At 55.2% G+C, this 16,146-nt stretch carries 14 protein-coding genes; 12 read left to right on the top strand and 2 right to left on the bottom strand.

The window, feature by feature from the left end; translation table 11 throughout:
• Window positions 1-119 precede the first annotated feature (119 nt).
• Window positions 120-1,817, bottom strand: coding sequence for a nitrate/nitrite two-component system sensor histidine kinase NarQ (narQ, locus tag HV229_RS06940; RefSeq protein ID WP_016157109.1), 1,698 nt, complete (start codon window positions 1,815-1,817; stop codon window positions 120-122).
• Window positions 1,818-2,080: 263 nt separating this feature from the next.
• Here narQ and aegA point away from each other — a divergent pair, with 263 nt between their 5' ends.
• The 3 genes from aegA to HV229_RS06955 all read left to right on the top strand — a co-directional run bounded on the left by aegA (window position 2,081) and on the right by HV229_RS06955 (window position 5,960).
• Window positions 2,081-4,060 carry a formate-dependent uric acid utilization protein AegA gene (aegA, locus tag HV229_RS06945; protein WP_181547143.1) on the top strand — a complete coding sequence of 660 codons (1,980 nt, stop codon included), beginning with the start codon at window positions 2,081-2,083 and terminating at the stop codon, window positions 4,058-4,060.
• A gap of 157 nt (window positions 4,061-4,217) precedes the next feature.
• Window positions 4,218-4,793, top strand: a complete 576-nt coding sequence (gene nudK / locus HV229_RS06950) for a GDP-mannose pyrophosphatase NudK (RefSeq protein WP_016157107.1) — start codon at window positions 4,218-4,220, stop codon at window positions 4,791-4,793.
• A 123-nt stretch (window positions 4,794-4,916) separates the two neighbouring features.
• Window positions 4,917-5,960 (top strand): DUF1176 domain-containing protein, encoded by a 1,044-nt coding sequence (locus HV229_RS06955; protein ID WP_047358261.1) that lies wholly within the window; start codon window positions 4,917-4,919, stop codon window positions 5,958-5,960.
• Here HV229_RS06955 and tkt read toward each other — a convergent pair.
• Window positions 5,950-7,944: a transketolase gene (gene tkt / locus HV229_RS06960; protein WP_169329929.1), complete on the bottom strand. Its 1,995-nt coding sequence runs from the start codon at window positions 7,942-7,944 to the stop codon at window positions 5,950-5,952. The two genes, HV229_RS06955 and tkt, sit on opposite strands and share 11 nt — an antisense overlap.
• 280 nt (window positions 7,945-8,224) lie before the next feature.
• Between tkt and maeB the strand changes: the two genes are divergently transcribed.
• From maeB to HV229_RS07005, 9 genes are all read left to right on the top strand, one after another.
• The gene (maeB, locus tag HV229_RS06965; RefSeq protein WP_016153959.1) at window positions 8,225-10,504 is read left to right on the top strand and encodes an NADP-dependent oxaloacetate-decarboxylating malate dehydrogenase; all 2,280 of its coding nucleotides are present in this window, start codon (window positions 8,225-8,227) and stop codon (window positions 10,502-10,504) included.
• A 160-nt stretch (window positions 10,505-10,664) separates the two neighbouring features.
• The gene (eutS, locus tag HV229_RS06970; RefSeq protein WP_003037995.1) at window positions 10,665-11,000 is read left to right on the top strand and encodes an ethanolamine utilization microcompartment protein EutS; all 336 of its coding nucleotides are present in this window, start codon (window positions 10,665-10,667) and stop codon (window positions 10,998-11,000) included.
• 12 nt (window positions 11,001-11,012) lie between these two features.
• The gene (gene eutP, locus HV229_RS06975; protein ID WP_016153958.1) at window positions 11,013-11,492 is read left to right on the top strand and encodes an ethanolamine utilization acetate kinase EutP; all 480 of its coding nucleotides are present in this window, start codon (window positions 11,013-11,015) and stop codon (window positions 11,490-11,492) included.
• The gene (gene eutQ, locus HV229_RS06980) at window positions 11,470-12,171 is read left to right on the top strand and encodes an ethanolamine utilization acetate kinase EutQ (RefSeq protein WP_094168970.1); all 702 of its coding nucleotides are present in this window, start codon (window positions 11,470-11,472) and stop codon (window positions 12,169-12,171) included. Before eutP ends, eutQ begins: the two co-directional genes overlap by 23 nt.
• 9 nt (window positions 12,172-12,180) lie before the next feature.
• Complete coding sequence (eutT, locus tag HV229_RS06985) at window positions 12,181-12,984, top strand: ethanolamine utilization cob(I)yrinic acid a,c-diamide adenosyltransferase EutT (protein ID WP_019077358.1); 804 nt, start codon at window positions 12,181-12,183, stop codon at window positions 12,982-12,984.
• Window positions 12,981-13,997: a phosphate acetyltransferase gene (gene pta, locus HV229_RS06990; protein WP_016153955.1), complete on the top strand. Its 1,017-nt coding sequence runs from the start codon at window positions 12,981-12,983 to the stop codon at window positions 13,995-13,997. The genes eutT and pta overlap by 4 nt, the downstream gene beginning before the upstream one ends.
• A 36-nt stretch (window positions 13,998-14,033) precedes the next feature.
• Window positions 14,034-14,327: an ethanolamine utilization microcompartment protein EutM gene (gene eutM, locus HV229_RS06995; RefSeq protein ID WP_003835054.1), complete on the top strand. Its 294-nt coding sequence runs from the start codon at window positions 14,034-14,036 to the stop codon at window positions 14,325-14,327.
• Between the two features lie 114 nt (window positions 14,328-14,441).
• A complete protein-coding gene (eutN, locus tag HV229_RS07000; RefSeq protein ID WP_016153954.1) occupies window positions 14,442-14,729 on the top strand; it encodes an ethanolamine utilization microcompartment protein EutN in 288 nt (95 codons plus the stop codon).
• A gap of 11 nt (window positions 14,730-14,740) precedes the next feature.
• The gene (locus HV229_RS07005) at window positions 14,741-16,144 is read left to right on the top strand and encodes an aldehyde dehydrogenase family protein (protein ID WP_016153953.1); all 1,404 of its coding nucleotides are present in this window, start codon (window positions 14,741-14,743) and stop codon (window positions 16,142-16,144) included.
• Window positions 16,145-16,146 lie beyond the last annotated feature (2 nt).

Consider the following 16,146-nt stretch of genomic DNA (forward strand, 5'->3'; position numbering starts at 1 on the left):
TACGGGGCAAACGTGGAGAAAAAAAGAAGATAATGTAAATTATCATGCCCGTTTACAGCATACCTTTCGTGCCAACGCCGTCAGGCCTGGATCGAGAACCGACGGCGCTTTGCGGTTCTTTACGTTAGCTCTCCGTCGGATTCTGCCGAACGAAAACTGATGCTCACCAGCGTTCCCCCTCCGGAGGGTTGAGAGAAAGTCAGCGTGCCGCTCAGCCTTTCCGCCCGCTCGCGCATAATATTTAACCCATAGTGCCCCGAAGGCTCATGCGGCTCGCCAATGCCGATGCCGTTATCGCGAATATAAACCGTGTGATTACCATCCGGCGCGGTCACGCAACTGACGGCAATTTCGGTTGCGCTGGCATGTTTAATCGCGTTCAGCACCGCTTCACGGACGATCTGCAGCAGATGCACCTGCATTTGCGCGTCCAGCGCCAGGGTCGGTAACCGGCAATCAAGCGTCAGTTTAGCCGATGTCTGATTTTGCAGCGTTTCCAGCATTTCATGCAGGGCGGAGGGGAGATCGGCCTGCTGTAAAGTCAGGCGGAATGTGGTGAGCAGTTCGCGTAGCTGGCGGTAGGCGTCGTTCAGCGCCTGAGAAAAATCCGCCATAATGCTTTGCGCTGGGGCGTTATCTTCGGGAATCGAACGCTTCAGCAGCGTGAGCTGAATGCGTAAATAAGAGAGCACTTGCGCCAGCGAGTCGTGCAGCTCGCGCGCAATCGTCGCCCGCTCCTCCATTAACAACAGCTGTTGAAAATGTTTTTGCGCCTGGTTGAAGTACAACCCGCGACCCAGCATCGAGGAGACGCTGTTAAGCAGCGGGGTAGAAGCATTGACGTTCGGGCTTTGCCAGTGCAGTTCACCGTAGACGGTTTCCTGCATGGTGACCGGCAGGATCTGCATCGGCAGCTCGGGGCTTTTTGCGCCTTCGCTAATTCGCCAGTTATCTCCGACGGTGAGTTCCAGGAAATAGGCGGCGTCATGCTCGCGGACGATCTGTAAAATATGGCGGAAGCAGTACACATCAATCTGACTGGTATTTAACGCCTGAGAGCACTGATACAACACTTCCAGACGACGATTAGCTTCGTGGAGATCGTGGGTCTTCTCAGCGACAGACGCTTCCAGCGAGCGGTACAGCTTGTGTAATTCACTCGACATCTGGCTGAAGGTCTTGCCCAACAACCCGAGTTCGTTGGGCAAATCAGTATCCAGCGACGGGATGTCAAACTGACCGTGTTCAATGTGCTGGCTGGCCACCACCAGCTTATTCAGCGGACGCACCACCTGCTGGCGAATACGCCGTAAGGTAAAGAAAACGAGGGTGAAAATGCCGATCCCGCCTGCCAGTGAAATACCAAAAACCAGCATCACTTTGCGTTCGGCATAATGCTGCAGCGCCAGCACGAAGAGATCGATTTGATCGACATAGTTATTGATATTGCTCTGGTACCAATTTAAATCGCCATCGATCAGACGGGCGTTCATTTCCAGCCAGTTTGCATGTAGACGTCCATAGCGACTTTTTACCGCTTGAGGCACATACCACGCGTTCAGGTTCTGGAGTGCTGGCGAGTTTAGCGCCTGCTGGAAAAGCTGGCGGTGAGCGTTAAGCTGCGGACTTTGGCTTTGCAGATCGTAACCCAGACGGTAACTTTGCATGCGCAATGAGCCAGCCACGTTGATGGCTTCGGCATCTCGCAAGCTGCTGGTCAGCGTGAGCAGCGCAATACCCGTTGAGAGAATCGACAACAGCACTATGTAGAAAAAAGCTTTAGCCAGACTGGCCGAGACCGGACGCTTTACCGTCACTTGTGCATCCTCACACAATACACGTCGCGCCTTAAAACAGCCCGAACGATGCGGTGTATTTGATAAATGTTAATAAAACGCCATGAAACTGGATGGTAACTGAAACACAATTTCATATGCGGTGAAATAAATTGATCTGCCACAGGTTCTGGATAAATAGTTGTGCTTCCTGGGCAAATGAACATTGCCGCTTCCTGCCGTGTCGGTTAATAACAACACTCATATAAAGAATAAGGTTTTTGCAACCAAAAAAGAAGGAAGCCATGAATCGTTTTATTATGGTTAATAGCCAGCAGTGCCTGGGATGCCATGCCTGTGAGGTCGCCTGCGTCATGGCTCACAATGGCGAGCAGCATGTCCTGAGTCAACGGCATTTCCAGCCCCGAATTACCGTCATCAAGCATCAGCAGCAGCGCAGTGCGGTAACCTGCCATCACTGTGAAGATGCGCCCTGCGCCAGAAGTTGCCCGAACGGGGCAATCAGCCATGATAACGACAGCGTTCAGGTGAACCCGAAAAAGTGTATTGGCTGTAAATCGTGCGTCGTTGCTTGTCCTTTCGGCACGATGCAGATCGTACTCACTCCAGTCGCTAAAGGGAAGGTGAAAGCCACTGCGCACAAATGCGATTTGTGTCAGGGACGCGAACAGGGACCTGCCTGCGTAGAGAACTGTCCGGCACAAGCGTTACAACTGGTGACGGAAAATTCGCTTACTGGTCTGTCAAAAGCGCGCAGGCTACGCACCGCCAGTCTGGAAAGCCAGCCCTGGCATGCCAACGCCACCGATTTCGTTTCGCATACAATTACCAAACGTGAGCAAATGCAGGCGACGCCTGCGCGTGGTGAGCCGGATAAGCTGGCAATTGAGGCCCGTAAAACCAGCTTTGAGGAGATCTATCTGCCGTTTCGTACGGCGCAGGCGGAACGGGAAGCGTCCCGCTGCCTGAAATGCGGCGACCACAGTATTTGCGAATGGACCTGCCCATTGCATAACCATATTCCGCAGTGGATTGAACTGGTCAAAGCCGGGAATATCGACGCGGCGGTTGAGCTTTCTCACCAGACCAACTGCCTGCCGGAAGTGACCGGGCGCGTATGTCCGCAGGACCGACTTTGCGAAGGGGCATGTACGGTGCGTAGCGAGCATGGGGCGGTCACTATCGGAAATATTGAGCGTTACATCTCTGATCGGGCCCTGAGCAAAGGATGGCGACCGGACTTAAGCCACGTGCAGAAAGTGGATAAGCGCGTTGCTATCATCGGCGCGGGTCCGGCGGGTCTGGCCTGCGCGGATGTGCTGGCGCGCAGCGGAGTCAGCGCCACCGTATACGATCGCCACCCTGAAATCGGCGGTTTGCTGACGTTCGGCATTCCGGCCTTCAAGCTGGACAAATCGCTGCTGGCCCGCCGCCGTGAAATCTTCAGCGCCATGGGTATTCATTTCGAACTTAACTGTGAAGTGGGTAAGGATGTGGCGCTGTCGGCGCTGCTGGAGGATTACGATGCCGTGTTCGTGGGCGTAGGAACCTATCGTTCCATGAAGGCGGATCTGCCGAATGAAGACGCGCCTGGCGTTTATGACGCGTTACCGTTCCTGATTGCCAACACCAAGCAGGTGATGGGGCTGAATGAACTGCCTGAAGAGCCGTTCATCGATACCGCCGGACTGAACGTGGTTGTACTGGGCGGAGGCGATACGGCAATGGACTGCGTGCGTACCGCGCTGCGTCATGGCGCACGCCAGGTGACCTGCGCTTATCGTCGTGATGAAGCCAACATGCCCGGTTCGAAAAAAGAGGTGAAGAACGCCCGGGAAGAGGGGGCGAACTTCGAGTTTAACGTCCAGCCGGTTGAGCTGGTGTTACATGATGATGGGCGAGTCAGCGGCGTGCGTTTTTTACGTACCCAGCTTGGCGAGCCAGACGCGCAGGGACGTCGTCGCCCGGTTCCCCTCGCCGGGAGTGAGTTTGTCATGCCCGCAGATGCGGTGATCATGGCGTTTGGTTTTCACCCACATGGCATGCCGTGGCTGGAGACGCATGGGGTTAAGGTCGATAACTGGGGGCGCATAGCCGCCAATGTTGAAAGCGCATACCGTTATCAAACCAGTAACCCGAAAATCTTCGCTGGTGGTGACGCGGTACGCGGTGCGGATCTGGTGGTTACGGCCATGGCGGAAGGACGGCATGCCGCCCAGAGGATCGTCGACTGGCTGGGCGTAAAATCAGTCAAATCTCACTAAGTCGCTAAGAAGGCCGGATAAGGCGCGTTAGCGTTGCTATCCGGCTCTGCGCCGCCTAATTGCCTGATGGCGCTTCGCTTATCAGGCCGACATTGCACCAAGACAAACCCGGTTTCACGGCGTAGTATTATTTCTCACTTCTTGCTGTGGAGCCGGTATGTCGCAAAAAATTACCCTCATCAAAGATAAAGTCCTTTCCGATAACTACTTCATCCTGCGCAATATCACCTATGACCTGACCCGTAGCAATGGTGAGGTGATTCGTCACAAACGCGAGGTTTACGATCGCGGCAACGGCGCCACTATCCTGCTGTATAACCCGGAGAAGAAAACGGTGGTGCTCATCCGCCAGTTTCGCGTCGCCACCTGGGTCAATGGTAATGAAAGCGGTCAACTGATTGAAACCTGCGCCGGGCTGCTGGATAACGACGAACCGGAAGCGTGCATTCGGAAAGAGGCCATTGAAGAGACCGGCTTTGAAGTGGGTGAAGTGCGTAAGCTGTTTGAGCTCTATATGTCGCCGGGCGGCGTGACGGAGATAATTCATTTCTTTATTGCACAATACAGCGACAGCCAGCGGGCAAATGCGGGCGGAGGGGTGGAAGATGAAGATATTGAGGTTCTGGAGCTGCCGTTCACACAGGCGCTGGAAATGATTAAAACGGGTGAGATCCGTGACGGTAAGACGGTGCTATTGCTGAACTATTTGCAGTCGTCGCATCTCATGGACTAATGCGCGGGATTTATATTTCTTTACAAATTTTCGGCCAATCCGACGATTCTTATTGAGCCACATCAGTCGCGCAAGGAAGATACCGCTTAGGCTGTGTGTTTTGACTTCGGGGTTGTACCGTCCATGCGCTATCGCGTTATTTTACTTTTCCTGCTCGGGTTGTTACCCGTCCGTTTGCTGTGGGCCGCGCCCGCGCAACAGACGTTTTCTGACTGGCAGGTGACGTGCAATAACCAAAACTTTTGCGTGGCGCGCAATACCGGAGAACATCACGGCCTGGTCATGACCTTGAGCCGCAGTGCCGGGGCACATACCGACGCCGTGTTGCGTATTGAACTGGGTGGGCTGGAATCGCCCACAGCCAAAGAGAGCGATATTGCGCCACGTCTGCTACTGGATGGCTCAGCGCTCCCGCTTCGCGGCGAACACTGGCGTATTACCCCCTGGCAACTGATGACCGATGATCCGGCCACCATCAGCGCATTTTTAACAACCGTACAGGACGCGAAGGCAATAACCCTGCAAAAAGGGACGCAAAACCTGTCCCTGGTCGGGCTAAAAGCCGCGTTGCTTTTTATCGACGCCCAGCAAAAACGGGTCGGTAGCGAAACCGCATGGATCGAAAAAGGCGACGAGCCTCCGCTCAGCGTACCTCCCGCTCCCGCTTTAAAAGGCGTGGCTGTGATTAACCCAACGCCAACGCCTCTCACGCAACAAGAGCGCAGTGAATTGCTGGATTACGGTAACTGGCGGATCAACGGTATTCGCTGTTCGATCGATCCGCTGCGTCGCGAGATGCGCGTCACGGCCTTAACGGATGATAAAGCGCTGCTTATGATCGGCTGTGAAGCCGGGGCATATAACACCATCGATCTGGCGTGGGTGGTTTCACGTACTACCCCGTTGACGTCACGGGCGGTACGGCTAAGCCTGCCTTTTAAAACGGATGCGGAAAGTCGCGATATGGAGCTGACCAACGCCACGTTTGATGAGAAGTCGCGCGAGCTGGTAACCCTCGCTAAAGGACGAGGGTTGGCAGATTGCGGTATCCAGACCCGCTGGCGCTACGACGGCCAGCGTTTTCGTCTGGTGCGCTATGCCCAAGAGCCAAGCTGCGATAACTGGCATGGGCCAGATGCCTGGCCCACGCTGTGGATCACACGTTAAGCACCTTATGCGCTTTGTCGACAATGTTATCCACCGTAAAGCCGAAGAACGGGAACAGCTTGTCTGCCGGAGCCGACTCCCCATAACCCGTCATACCGACAATCGCCCCTTTCAGCCCAACATATTTGTACCAGTAGTCGGCAATTCCTGCTTCTACCGCCACGCGCGCGCTGACGTTTGAGGGGAGGACCGATTCCCGATACGCTTCATCCTGGGCGTCGAAGATATCGGTTGAGGGCAGAGAAACTACCCGCACGTTACGACCTTCACCGGTCAGTTTTTCCGCCGCCAGCAGCGTGATTTCCATTTCTGAACCGGTAGCAATCAGGATAACATCCGGCTTACCGCCGCCATCCTTCAGCACATAGCCGCCGCGGGCAATCTGCTGCACTTGCTCAGGCGTCCGCTCAACCTGAGCCAGATTTTGCCGCGAGAGGATCAGCGCCGTTGGCCCGTCATGGCGTTCGACCGCCAGCTTCCAGCCTACCGCCGCTTCAACCTGATCGCAGGGTCGCCAGGTGCTGAAATTAGGCGTCAGACGCAGGCTGGCGAGCTGTTCGACGGCCTGGTGCGTGGGACCATCTTCCCCAAGGCCAATCGAGTCGTGGGTATAAACCATGATTTGTCGGGCTTTCATCAGCGCCGCCATGCGTGCGGCATTACGGGCATATTCGACAAACATCAGGAACGTTGCGGTGTACGGTACGAAGCCCCCGTGGTGAGCGATACCGTTGGCAATCGCGGTCATGCCAAATTCCCGCACGCCGTAGTGGATGTAGTTTCCTGCATGATCCTCTTTAAGAGAAGTGGAGCCTTTCCAGATGGTCAGGTTGCTGGGCGCCAGATCCGCCGAACCGCCAAGCAGCTCAGGCAGTATCGGCCCGTAAGCGTTCAGGGTATTTTGCGAGGCCTTACGGGTGGCGATTTTGGCCGGATTGGCCTGCAGCTCGGTGATATATTTCTGGGTCGTTTCTTCCCACTCTTCCGGCAGTCCACCGCTCATCCTGCGGGTAAACTCTGCCGCCAGGTCCGGATGCGCATGTCGATAAGCGGCGAATTTCTCATTCCAGCTCTGTTGGGCTTTCTCGCCTTTTTCACGAGCGTCCCACGTCCGGTAAATCTCTTTGGGGATTTCAAAGGCAGGATGATGCCACCCCAACTTCTGTCGGGTCAGCGCCACTTCTTCTTCACCCAGCGCAGCGCCGTGCGCTTCTTCTTTCCCGGCTTTATTCGGTGAACCAAAACCAATCACCGTGCGGCAGATAATCAGCGACGGTTTGTCGGTAACGGCCTGTGCTTCCTGAATTGCTTTTTTCACCGCCTCAGGGTCATGACCGTCAATCTCGTGCACCACATGCCAGTGATAGGCCTCAAAGCGTTTCGCGGTATCGTCGGTAAACCAGCCGTCGGTTTCGCCATCAATTGAGATGCCGTTGTGATCGTAAAAGCCGATGAGTTTGCCAAGTCCCAGGGTGCCCGCCAGCGAGCACACTTCGTGAGAAATGCCCTCCATCAGACAGCCGTCGCCCATAAAGACCCAGGTATAGTGATTAACAATCTCGTGGTCTGGCTGGTTAAACTGCGCCGCCAGCGTGCGTTCTGCAATCGCCATTCCAACAGCGTTGGCTAAACCCTGACCCAACGGTCCGGTGGTGGTCTCCACGCCCGGCGTATAGCCAATTTCCGGGTGTCCTGGTGTCTTCGAATGGAGCTGGCGGAAGTTCTTTAACTCTTCGAGCGGCAGGTTGTAGCCGGAAAGATGCAACAGGCTGTAAAGCAGCATTGAGGCGTGGCCATTGGATAAAATAAACCGGTCACGATCGTACCAGGTGGGATCGGACGGGTTATGGCGCAGGAAATCGTTCCACAGTACTTCGGCGATATCGGCCATCCCCATTGGTGCTCCAGGGTGGCCAGAGTTAGCTTTTTGGACGGCATCCATACTTAGCGCACGAATGGCATTGGCAAGCTCTTTACGGGTCATAGGAAATACTCCTTGAAAAGTAAAGTGTTAGATGCGTGTTGTGATTCACACTTTTGAGATAATTGCGGGCGTTGTCAGCAAAAAGCATAGCAGACAAGCATGGTATTGCTGGCTTAAGCAGGTAACATAGATGTTATAAATTGATAACAAATTCTTTCTTTGAATGGTGAGAGTATGGGGACCTTCAAAGTTTGTGCCGTTGACTGAGGTGATAATGTGCGGCTCAGTAGAATGGTTACCCGCGCCACTTTTTTGATAGATACGTGAAAGGAACAACAAGATGGATGACCAGTTAAAACAAAGCGCCCTCGATTTCCACGAATTTCCGGTACCCGGTAAAATCCAGGTTTCTCCGACCAAGCCTCTGGCAACCCAGCGCGACCTCGCGTTGGCCTACTCGCCGGGCGTGGCTGCACCGTGTCTTGAAATTGAAAAGGACCCGCTGGCAGCCTACAAATACACCGCACGCGGCAACCTGGTTGCGGTTATTTCCAACGGTACTGCGGTTCTGGGCCTGGGTAATATTGGCGCGCTGGCCGGTAAACCGGTGATGGAAGGTAAAGGCGTTCTGTTTAAGAAATTCGCCGGGATTGACGTGTTCGACATCGAAGTTGATGAACTCGATCCGGATAAATTTATCAACGTGGTAGCGGCGCTTGAACCAACGTTTGGCGGCATTAACCTCGAAGATATCAAAGCGCCGGAGTGCTTCTACATTGAGCAAAAACTCCGTGAGCGCATGAATATTCCGGTATTCCACGATGACCAGCACGGCACGGCAATCATCAGTACTGCCGCAATCCTTAACGGTCTGCGGGTGGTTGAAAAAAATATCTCTGATGTGCGCATGGTGGTGTCCGGTGCAGGTGCGGCGGCGATTGCCTGTATGAACCTGCTGGTGGCGCTGGGTATGCAGAAACACAACATTGTGGTCTGCGACTCCAAAGGGGTGATTTACAAAGATCGTGAACCAAACATGGCGGAAACCAAAGCGGCTTACGCAGTGGTGGATGACGGTAAGCGTACGCTGGATGATGTCATTGACGGCGCAGACATTTTCCTCGGTTGCTCGGGTCCGAAAGTGCTGACGCAGGAAATGGTTAAGAAGATGGCGCGTGCGCCAATGATCCTGGCCCTCGCCAACCCGGAACCGGAAATCCTGCCGCCGCTGGCGAAAGAGGTGCGTTCTGACGCCATCATTTGCACCGGCCGTTCCGACTACCCGAACCAGGTTAACAACGTCCTGTGCTTCCCGTTCATCTTCCGCGGCGCGCTGGACGTCGGCGCTACTGCCATCAACGAAGAGATGAAACTGGCTGCGGTACACGCCATTGCTGAGCTGGCGCACGCCGAGCAGAGCGAAGTGGTGGCCTCCGCCTATGGCGACCAGGACCTGAGCTTCGGGCCGGAATACATCATTCCGAAACCGTTCGACCCGCGTCTGATCGTCAAAATCGCCCCTGCGGTGGCGAAGGCGGCGATGGATTCCGGTGTGGCAACGCGTCCAATTGCCGACTTTGACGCTTACATCGATAAGCTGACCGAATTCGTCTACAAAACCAACCTGTTCATGAAGCCGATTTTCTCTCTGGCACGCAAAGCGCCGAAGCGCGTGGTGCTGACTGAAGGGGAAGAGGCGCGTGTACTGCATGCCACGCAGGAGCTGATCACTTTAGGTCTGGCGAAACCGATCCTGATCGGTCGTCCGAGCGTTATCGAAATGCGTATCCAGAAACTGGGTCTGCAGATCAAAGCAGGCGTCGATTTTGAGATCGTCAACAATGAATCCGATCCGCGCTTTAAAGAGTACTGGAGCGAGTACTACCAGATTATGAAACGTCGTGGTATTACCCAGGAGCAGGCGCAGCGTGCGGTAATTGCCAACACCACGGTGATCGGCGCGATCATGGTGCAGCGTGGCGAAGCGGATGCAATGATCTGCGGTACGATAGGCGACTACCATGAGCACTTCAGCGTGGTGAAAGAGGTGTTTGGTCATCGCGATGGCGTGCATACTGCCGGGGCGATGAACGCCTTGCTGCTGCCAAGCGGTAACACCTTTATCGCCGATACCTACGTTAACGACGATCCTACGCCGGAGCAACTGGCGGAAATCGCCGTGATGGCGGCAGAAACCGTGCGCCGCTTTGGTATCGAACCGAAGGTAGCGCTGCTGTCGCACTCCAACTTTGGTTCATCTAACTGTCCGTCGGCCAGCAAAATGCGCGAAGCGCTGGAGCTGATTAAGGCGCGTGCGCCAGAGTTGATGATTGATGGCGAAATGCACGGCGATGCCGCGCTGGTGGAAAGCATCCGTCATGACCGCATGCCGGACAGTCCGCTGAAAGGTTCAGCGAATATTCTGGTGATGCCGAATATGGAAGCTGCCCGTATTAGTTACAACTTACTACGCGTTTCCAGCTCTGAAGGCGTAACGGTCGGCCCGGTGCTGATGGGGGTTGCGAAACCGGTTCACGTATTAACGCCGATCGCTTCTGTTCGTCGTATCGTTAATATGGTGGCGCTAGCGGTCGTAGAAGCCCAAACTCAGCCGCTGTAATTTCACTTTAATTTATTTCCGGCGCGGGTTTCTCCCGCGCCTTTTTATTTCCCCTTTCTTAGTGATCCACTTCACCTTTTAAACATGGTTGCCGAATTTTGTTATTTACTCTGACAAAAAATTGCTACGATGAGGGCAGTTTTAGCGGAGGCGGTGAGCAATGGAAAAAGAACGCATTATTCAGGAATTTGTGCCGGGGAAACAGGTTACGCTGGCGCATCTCATTGCGCACCCTGGTGAGGAACTGGCGAAAAAGATCGGCGTTCCCGAAGCGGGCGCTATCGGCATCATGACGCTGACGCCAGGCGAAACCGCGATGATTGCCGGTGACTTAGCTATGAAGGCGGCAGATGTACATATCGGCTTTCTCGATCGATTCAGCGGTGCGCTGGTCATCTACGGCTCGGTAGGCGCGGTAGAAGAAGCGTTATTACAGACGGTAAGCGGTCTGGGTCGGTTATTAAATTTCACTTTGTGCAACCTGACAAAAAGTTAATCAGAGGCGGCGATGAAACGTATTGCGTTTGTCGGTACGGTGGGGGCGGGGAAAACAACGCTCTTTAATGCGCTACAGGGAAATTATTCCCTCGCCAGAAAAACACAGGCCGTGGAGTTTAATGAAAATGGCGATATCGACACGCCAGGAGAATATTTTAGCCATCCGCGCTGGTATCACGCCTTAATTACCACGCTGCAGGATGTTGATACGTTGATTTATATACACGCGGCAAATGATAAAGAAAGTCGCTTACCTGCCGGGCTGTTGGATATCGGCGCCAGTAAACGACAAATCGCCGTTATCAGCAAAACGGACATGCCGGATGCCGACGTCGCCGCAACGCGACAACTACTTCGCGGGATAGGGTTCCAGGAGCCGATTTTCGAACTCAACAGCCATGACCCGCGCAGCGTGCAGCACCTGGTGGATTATCTGACTGAGCTCAGCCAAAAGGAGGAAAGGGCAGGTGAAAAAACTCATCACAGCTAACGATATTCGTGCGGCCCACGCACGCGGCGAACAGGAAATGTCGGTTGTTCTGCGCGCCAGCATCATCACCCCGGAGGCGCGCGAAGTTGCGGAGCTGCTGGGCGTCACCATCAGTGAATGCGATGAATCCGCGCCAACCGCTGCTGCTGCACCGGTTGCGGTGGATGATGGCAAAACGGAAAGCCAGCGCATTCGCGAAACCATCATTGCGCAGTTACCGGAAGGGCAGTTTACCGAAAGCCTGGTCGCCCAACTGATGGACAAAGTCATGAAGGAGAAACAGTCGCTGGAGCAGGGCGGAATGCAGCCGAGCTTTAACTCGGTGACCGGCAAAGGCGGCGTCAAAGTCATCGACGGCAGCAGCGTGAAGTTTGGTCGTTTTGACGGCGCACAGCCGCACTGCGTGGGTTTAACCGATCTGGTGACCGACCAGGACGGTAGCAGCATGGCCGCCGGGTTCATGCAGTGGGATAACGCTTTTTTCCCATGGACGCTGAACTACGACGAAATCGACATGATTCTGGAAGGCGAGCTGCACGTTCGCCACGAAGGCGAAACCATGATTGCTAAAGCCGGGGACGTGATGTTTATCCCGAAAGGCTCCAGCATCGAATTTGGTACGCCATCGACGGTGAAATTTCTGTATGTGGCCTGGCCTGCGAACTGGCAGTCCTGCTAAGGCGGATGTATGAAGGATTTCATTACCGAAGCATGGCTTAGAGCGAATCATACGCTCAGCGAAGGGGCTGAAATTCATCTCCCCGCTGACGCTCGCCTGACGCCATCTGCCCGGGAATTACTGGAAAGCCGACATCTGCGCATTAAGTATATCGACGAGCAGGGCAGCCTGTTTATTGATGACGAAGAACAGCAGCCGCAGCAGGTGCATGGTTTAACCAGCAGCGATACGCATCCACAGGCCAGTTGCGAACTGTGTCATCAACCGGTGGTGAAGAAAGCAGACACGCTGACGCATCTGACAGCGGACAAGATGGTCGCTAAAAGTGACCCGCGCCTGGGATTTCGCGCCGCGCTGGACAGCACCATCGCCCTGGCCGTGTGGTTGCAGATAGAGCTGGCGGAACCGTGGCAGCCGTGGCTGGCGGATATCCGTTCGCGTCTGGGCAACATTATGCGCGCCGACGCTATCGACGAGCCGCTGGCAGCACAAGCTATCGTCGGTTTAAGCGACGAAGATTTACACCGGCTTTCGCATCAGCCGCTGCGCTATCTGGACCACGACCATCTGGTGCCTGAAGCCAGTCATGGCCGTGATTGCGCGTTGCTTAATCTGCTGCGTACCAAAGTTCGTGAAACGGAGACGGTGGCGGCCCAGGTATTCATCACCCGTAGTTTTGACGTGATGCGACCGGACATCATGCAGGCGCTCAATCGCCTTTCCAGTACGGTCTACGTGATGATGATTCTGAGCGTAGCGAAGCATCCACTGACGGTTAGCCAAATTCAACAGCGACTGGGGGAGAAGCAATGATCATTGAACGTGCTCGTCAACTCGCCCAGCGCTCACCTGCACGGGTGGTGTTCCCGGATGCGCTGGATGTTCGGGTGTTGAAAGCGGCAAATTACCTGCATCAGCACGGTCTGGCACATCCTGTTCTCGTCGCCAGTCCGTTTGCGCTGCGCCAGTTTGCCCTCAGCCATCGGGTGGCGATGGATGGCATTCAGGTTATCGACCCGCAAAGCAACCAGTCCATGCGTGAAGAGTTTGCGCTGCGCTGGCTGGCCCGCGCGGGAGATAAAACGCCTGCAGATGCGCTGGAAAAACTCAACGATCCGCTGATGTTCGCCGCCGCCATGGTTAGCGCGGGTAAAGCTGACGTCTGTATTGCGGGCAATTTATCGTCGACAGCAAACGTGCTGCGCGCTGGGTTACGCATTATTGGGTTACAGCCAGGCTGTAAAACGCTGTCGTCAATTTTCCTGATGCTGCCGCAGTACCTCGGGCCGGCATTAGGGTTTGCCGATTGCAGCGTCGTGCCGCAGCCCACAGCCGCACAACTGGCGGATATTGCGATTGCCAGCGCGCAGACATGGCAGGCGATCACCGGTGAAGAACCGCGCGTGGCCATGCTGTCGTTTTCAAGTCAAGGCAGCGCTCGTCATCCCAACGTCGCTAACGTGCAGCAGGCTACGGAGATCGTTCGTGAGCGTGCCCCGCAGCTTACCGTGGATGGGGAACTGCAATTTGATGCCGCCTTTGTTCCGGATGTCGCCGCGCAAAAAGCGCCCGCCAGTCCGTTAAAGGGCAATGCCAATGTGATGGTCTTCCCATCGCTGGAGGCAGGCAATATTGGCTACAAAATCGCCCAGCGTCTGGGAGGGTATCGTGCCGTAGGTCCGTTGATCCAAGGGCTTGCCGCACCGCTTCATGACCTCTCTCGCGGCTGTAGCGTACAGGAAATTATCGAACTGGCGTTGGTGGCAGCAGTGCCGCGTCAGACTGACATGAGTCGTGAAAACGCCTCACACACACTGGTTGTTTAGGTCCCGTTCTGGACCCCTTAATGAGAGGAAAACACAATGGAAGCATTAGGAATGATTGAAACCCGGGGCCTGGTTGCACTGATTGAGGCTTCTGACGCAATGGTTAAAGCGGCACGCGTGAAACTGGTCGGCGTGAAGCAGATCGGCGGCGGTCTGGTTACTGCAATGGTCCGTGGCGACGTAGCGGCATGTAAAGCCGCAACGGATGCTGGTGCTGCTGCTGCACAGCGTATTGGTGAGCTGGTTTCCGTACACGTAATCCCGCGTCCGCATGGCGATCTGGAAGAAGTGTTCCCGATCAGCTTTAAAGGCGACAGCAACGACATGTAAGTCGTCCATGTGACGCCACAGACTTCATTGCTGGCGTCACCCTCTCTCCTTTTCACATTACCTTCTGCGGAGGGTAGGGGGAGGTTTTACCTGAAATATGCCACGGAGGCGCGTATGAAACTGGCAATCGTCACAGGACAAATTGTTTGTACCGTACGCCATCAGGGGCTCGCGCACGACAAGTTGCTGATGGTGGAAATGATTGATGCCTGCGGAAATCCCGACGGGCAATGTGCTGTTGCTATCGACAGCATTGGGGCGGGAACCGGAGAGTGGGTGCTGCTGGTCAGCGGAAGCTCAGCCCGTCAGGCGCACCGTAACGAATCATCACCTGTCGATCTGTGCGTGATTGGCATTGTTGATGAAGTGGTGGCAGGTGGTCAGGTGATCTTCCATAAATAAGGCAGAAAATCATGAATCAACAGGATATTGAACAGGTCGTGAAAGCGGTGCTGCTGAAAATGAAAGACAGCAGCCAACCCGTCAGTGCCGTTCAAGAAATGGGCGTTTTTGCCTCCCTGGATGACGCAGTGGCGGCAGCAAAACTGGCCCAGCAAGGGCTGAAAAGCGTTGCCATGCGCCAACTGGCTATCACGGCTCTACGTGAGGCGGGCGAAAAACATGCCCGAGAATTAGCGGAACTTGCCGTCACAGAAACCGGCATGGGACGCGTTGAAGATAAATTTGCCAAAAACGTGGCGCAGGCACGCGCCACGCCGGGCGTGGAATGCCTGTCTCCACAGGTTCTGACCGGTGATAACGGCCTGACGCTGATTGAAAACGCGCCGTGGGGCGTGGTGGCCTCGGTGACACCGTCCACCAACCCGGCTGCGACCGTTATTAACAACGCCATCAGCCTGATTGCGGCTGGCAACAGCGTGGTCTTCGCACCGCATCCGGCTGCCAAGGGCGTGTCTCAGCGCGCTATCACTCTGCTTAACCAGGCGGTAGTTGCTGCAGGCGGACCGGCAAACCTGCTGGTTACCGTGGCCAATCCGGATATTGAAACCGCCCAGCGTCTGTTTAAGTACCCAGGCATCGGCCTGCTGGTGGTGACCGGCGGTGAAGCCGTAGTGGATGCCGCGCGTAAGCACACCAACAAACGTCTGATTGCCGCCGGTGCGGGAAATCCGCCGGTGGTGGTTGATGAAACGGCTGATCTGGCACGCGCAGCCCAGTCGATCGTCAAAGGCGCTTCGTTTGACAACAACATTATCTGCGCCGACGAAAAAGTGCTGATCGTGGTCGATAGCGTCGCTGATGAGCTGATGCGTCTGATGGAAAGCCAGCATGCAGTCAAGCTGACCACGGCTCAGGCCGAACAGCTGCAACCGGTGCTGCTTAAAAATGTCGATGAACGCGGTAAAGGCACGGTCAGTCGTGACTGGGTTGGCCGCGACGCAGGAAAAATCGCTGCGGCGATTGGTCTGAACGTACCGGAGCAAACCCGGCTGTTGTTCGTCGAAACCTCTGCGACTCACCCGTTTGCCGTAACCGAACTGATGATGCCGGTTCTGCCGGTCGTGCGGGTCGCCAACGTCGATGAGGCCATTGAACTGGCGGTTAAGCTTGAAGGCGGCTGTCACCATACGGCGGCGATGCACTCACGCAATATCGACAACATGAACCGCATGGCAAACGCCATTGATACCAGCATTTTCGTTAAGAACGGACCGTGCATTGCCGGTCTTGGACTCGGCGGCGAAGGCTGGACCACGATGACCATTACCACGCCAACCGGGGAAGGGGTGACCAGCGCACGCACGTTTGTGCGTCTGCGTCGCTGTGTGTTGGTGGACGCCTTCAGAATTGTATAAGG

Origin of the sequence: Citrobacter sp. RHBSTW-00524 (assembly GCF_013747755.1) — a bacterium.
GTDB classification, from domain to species: domain Bacteria; phylum Pseudomonadota; class Gammaproteobacteria; order Enterobacterales; family Enterobacteriaceae; genus Citrobacter; species Citrobacter braakii.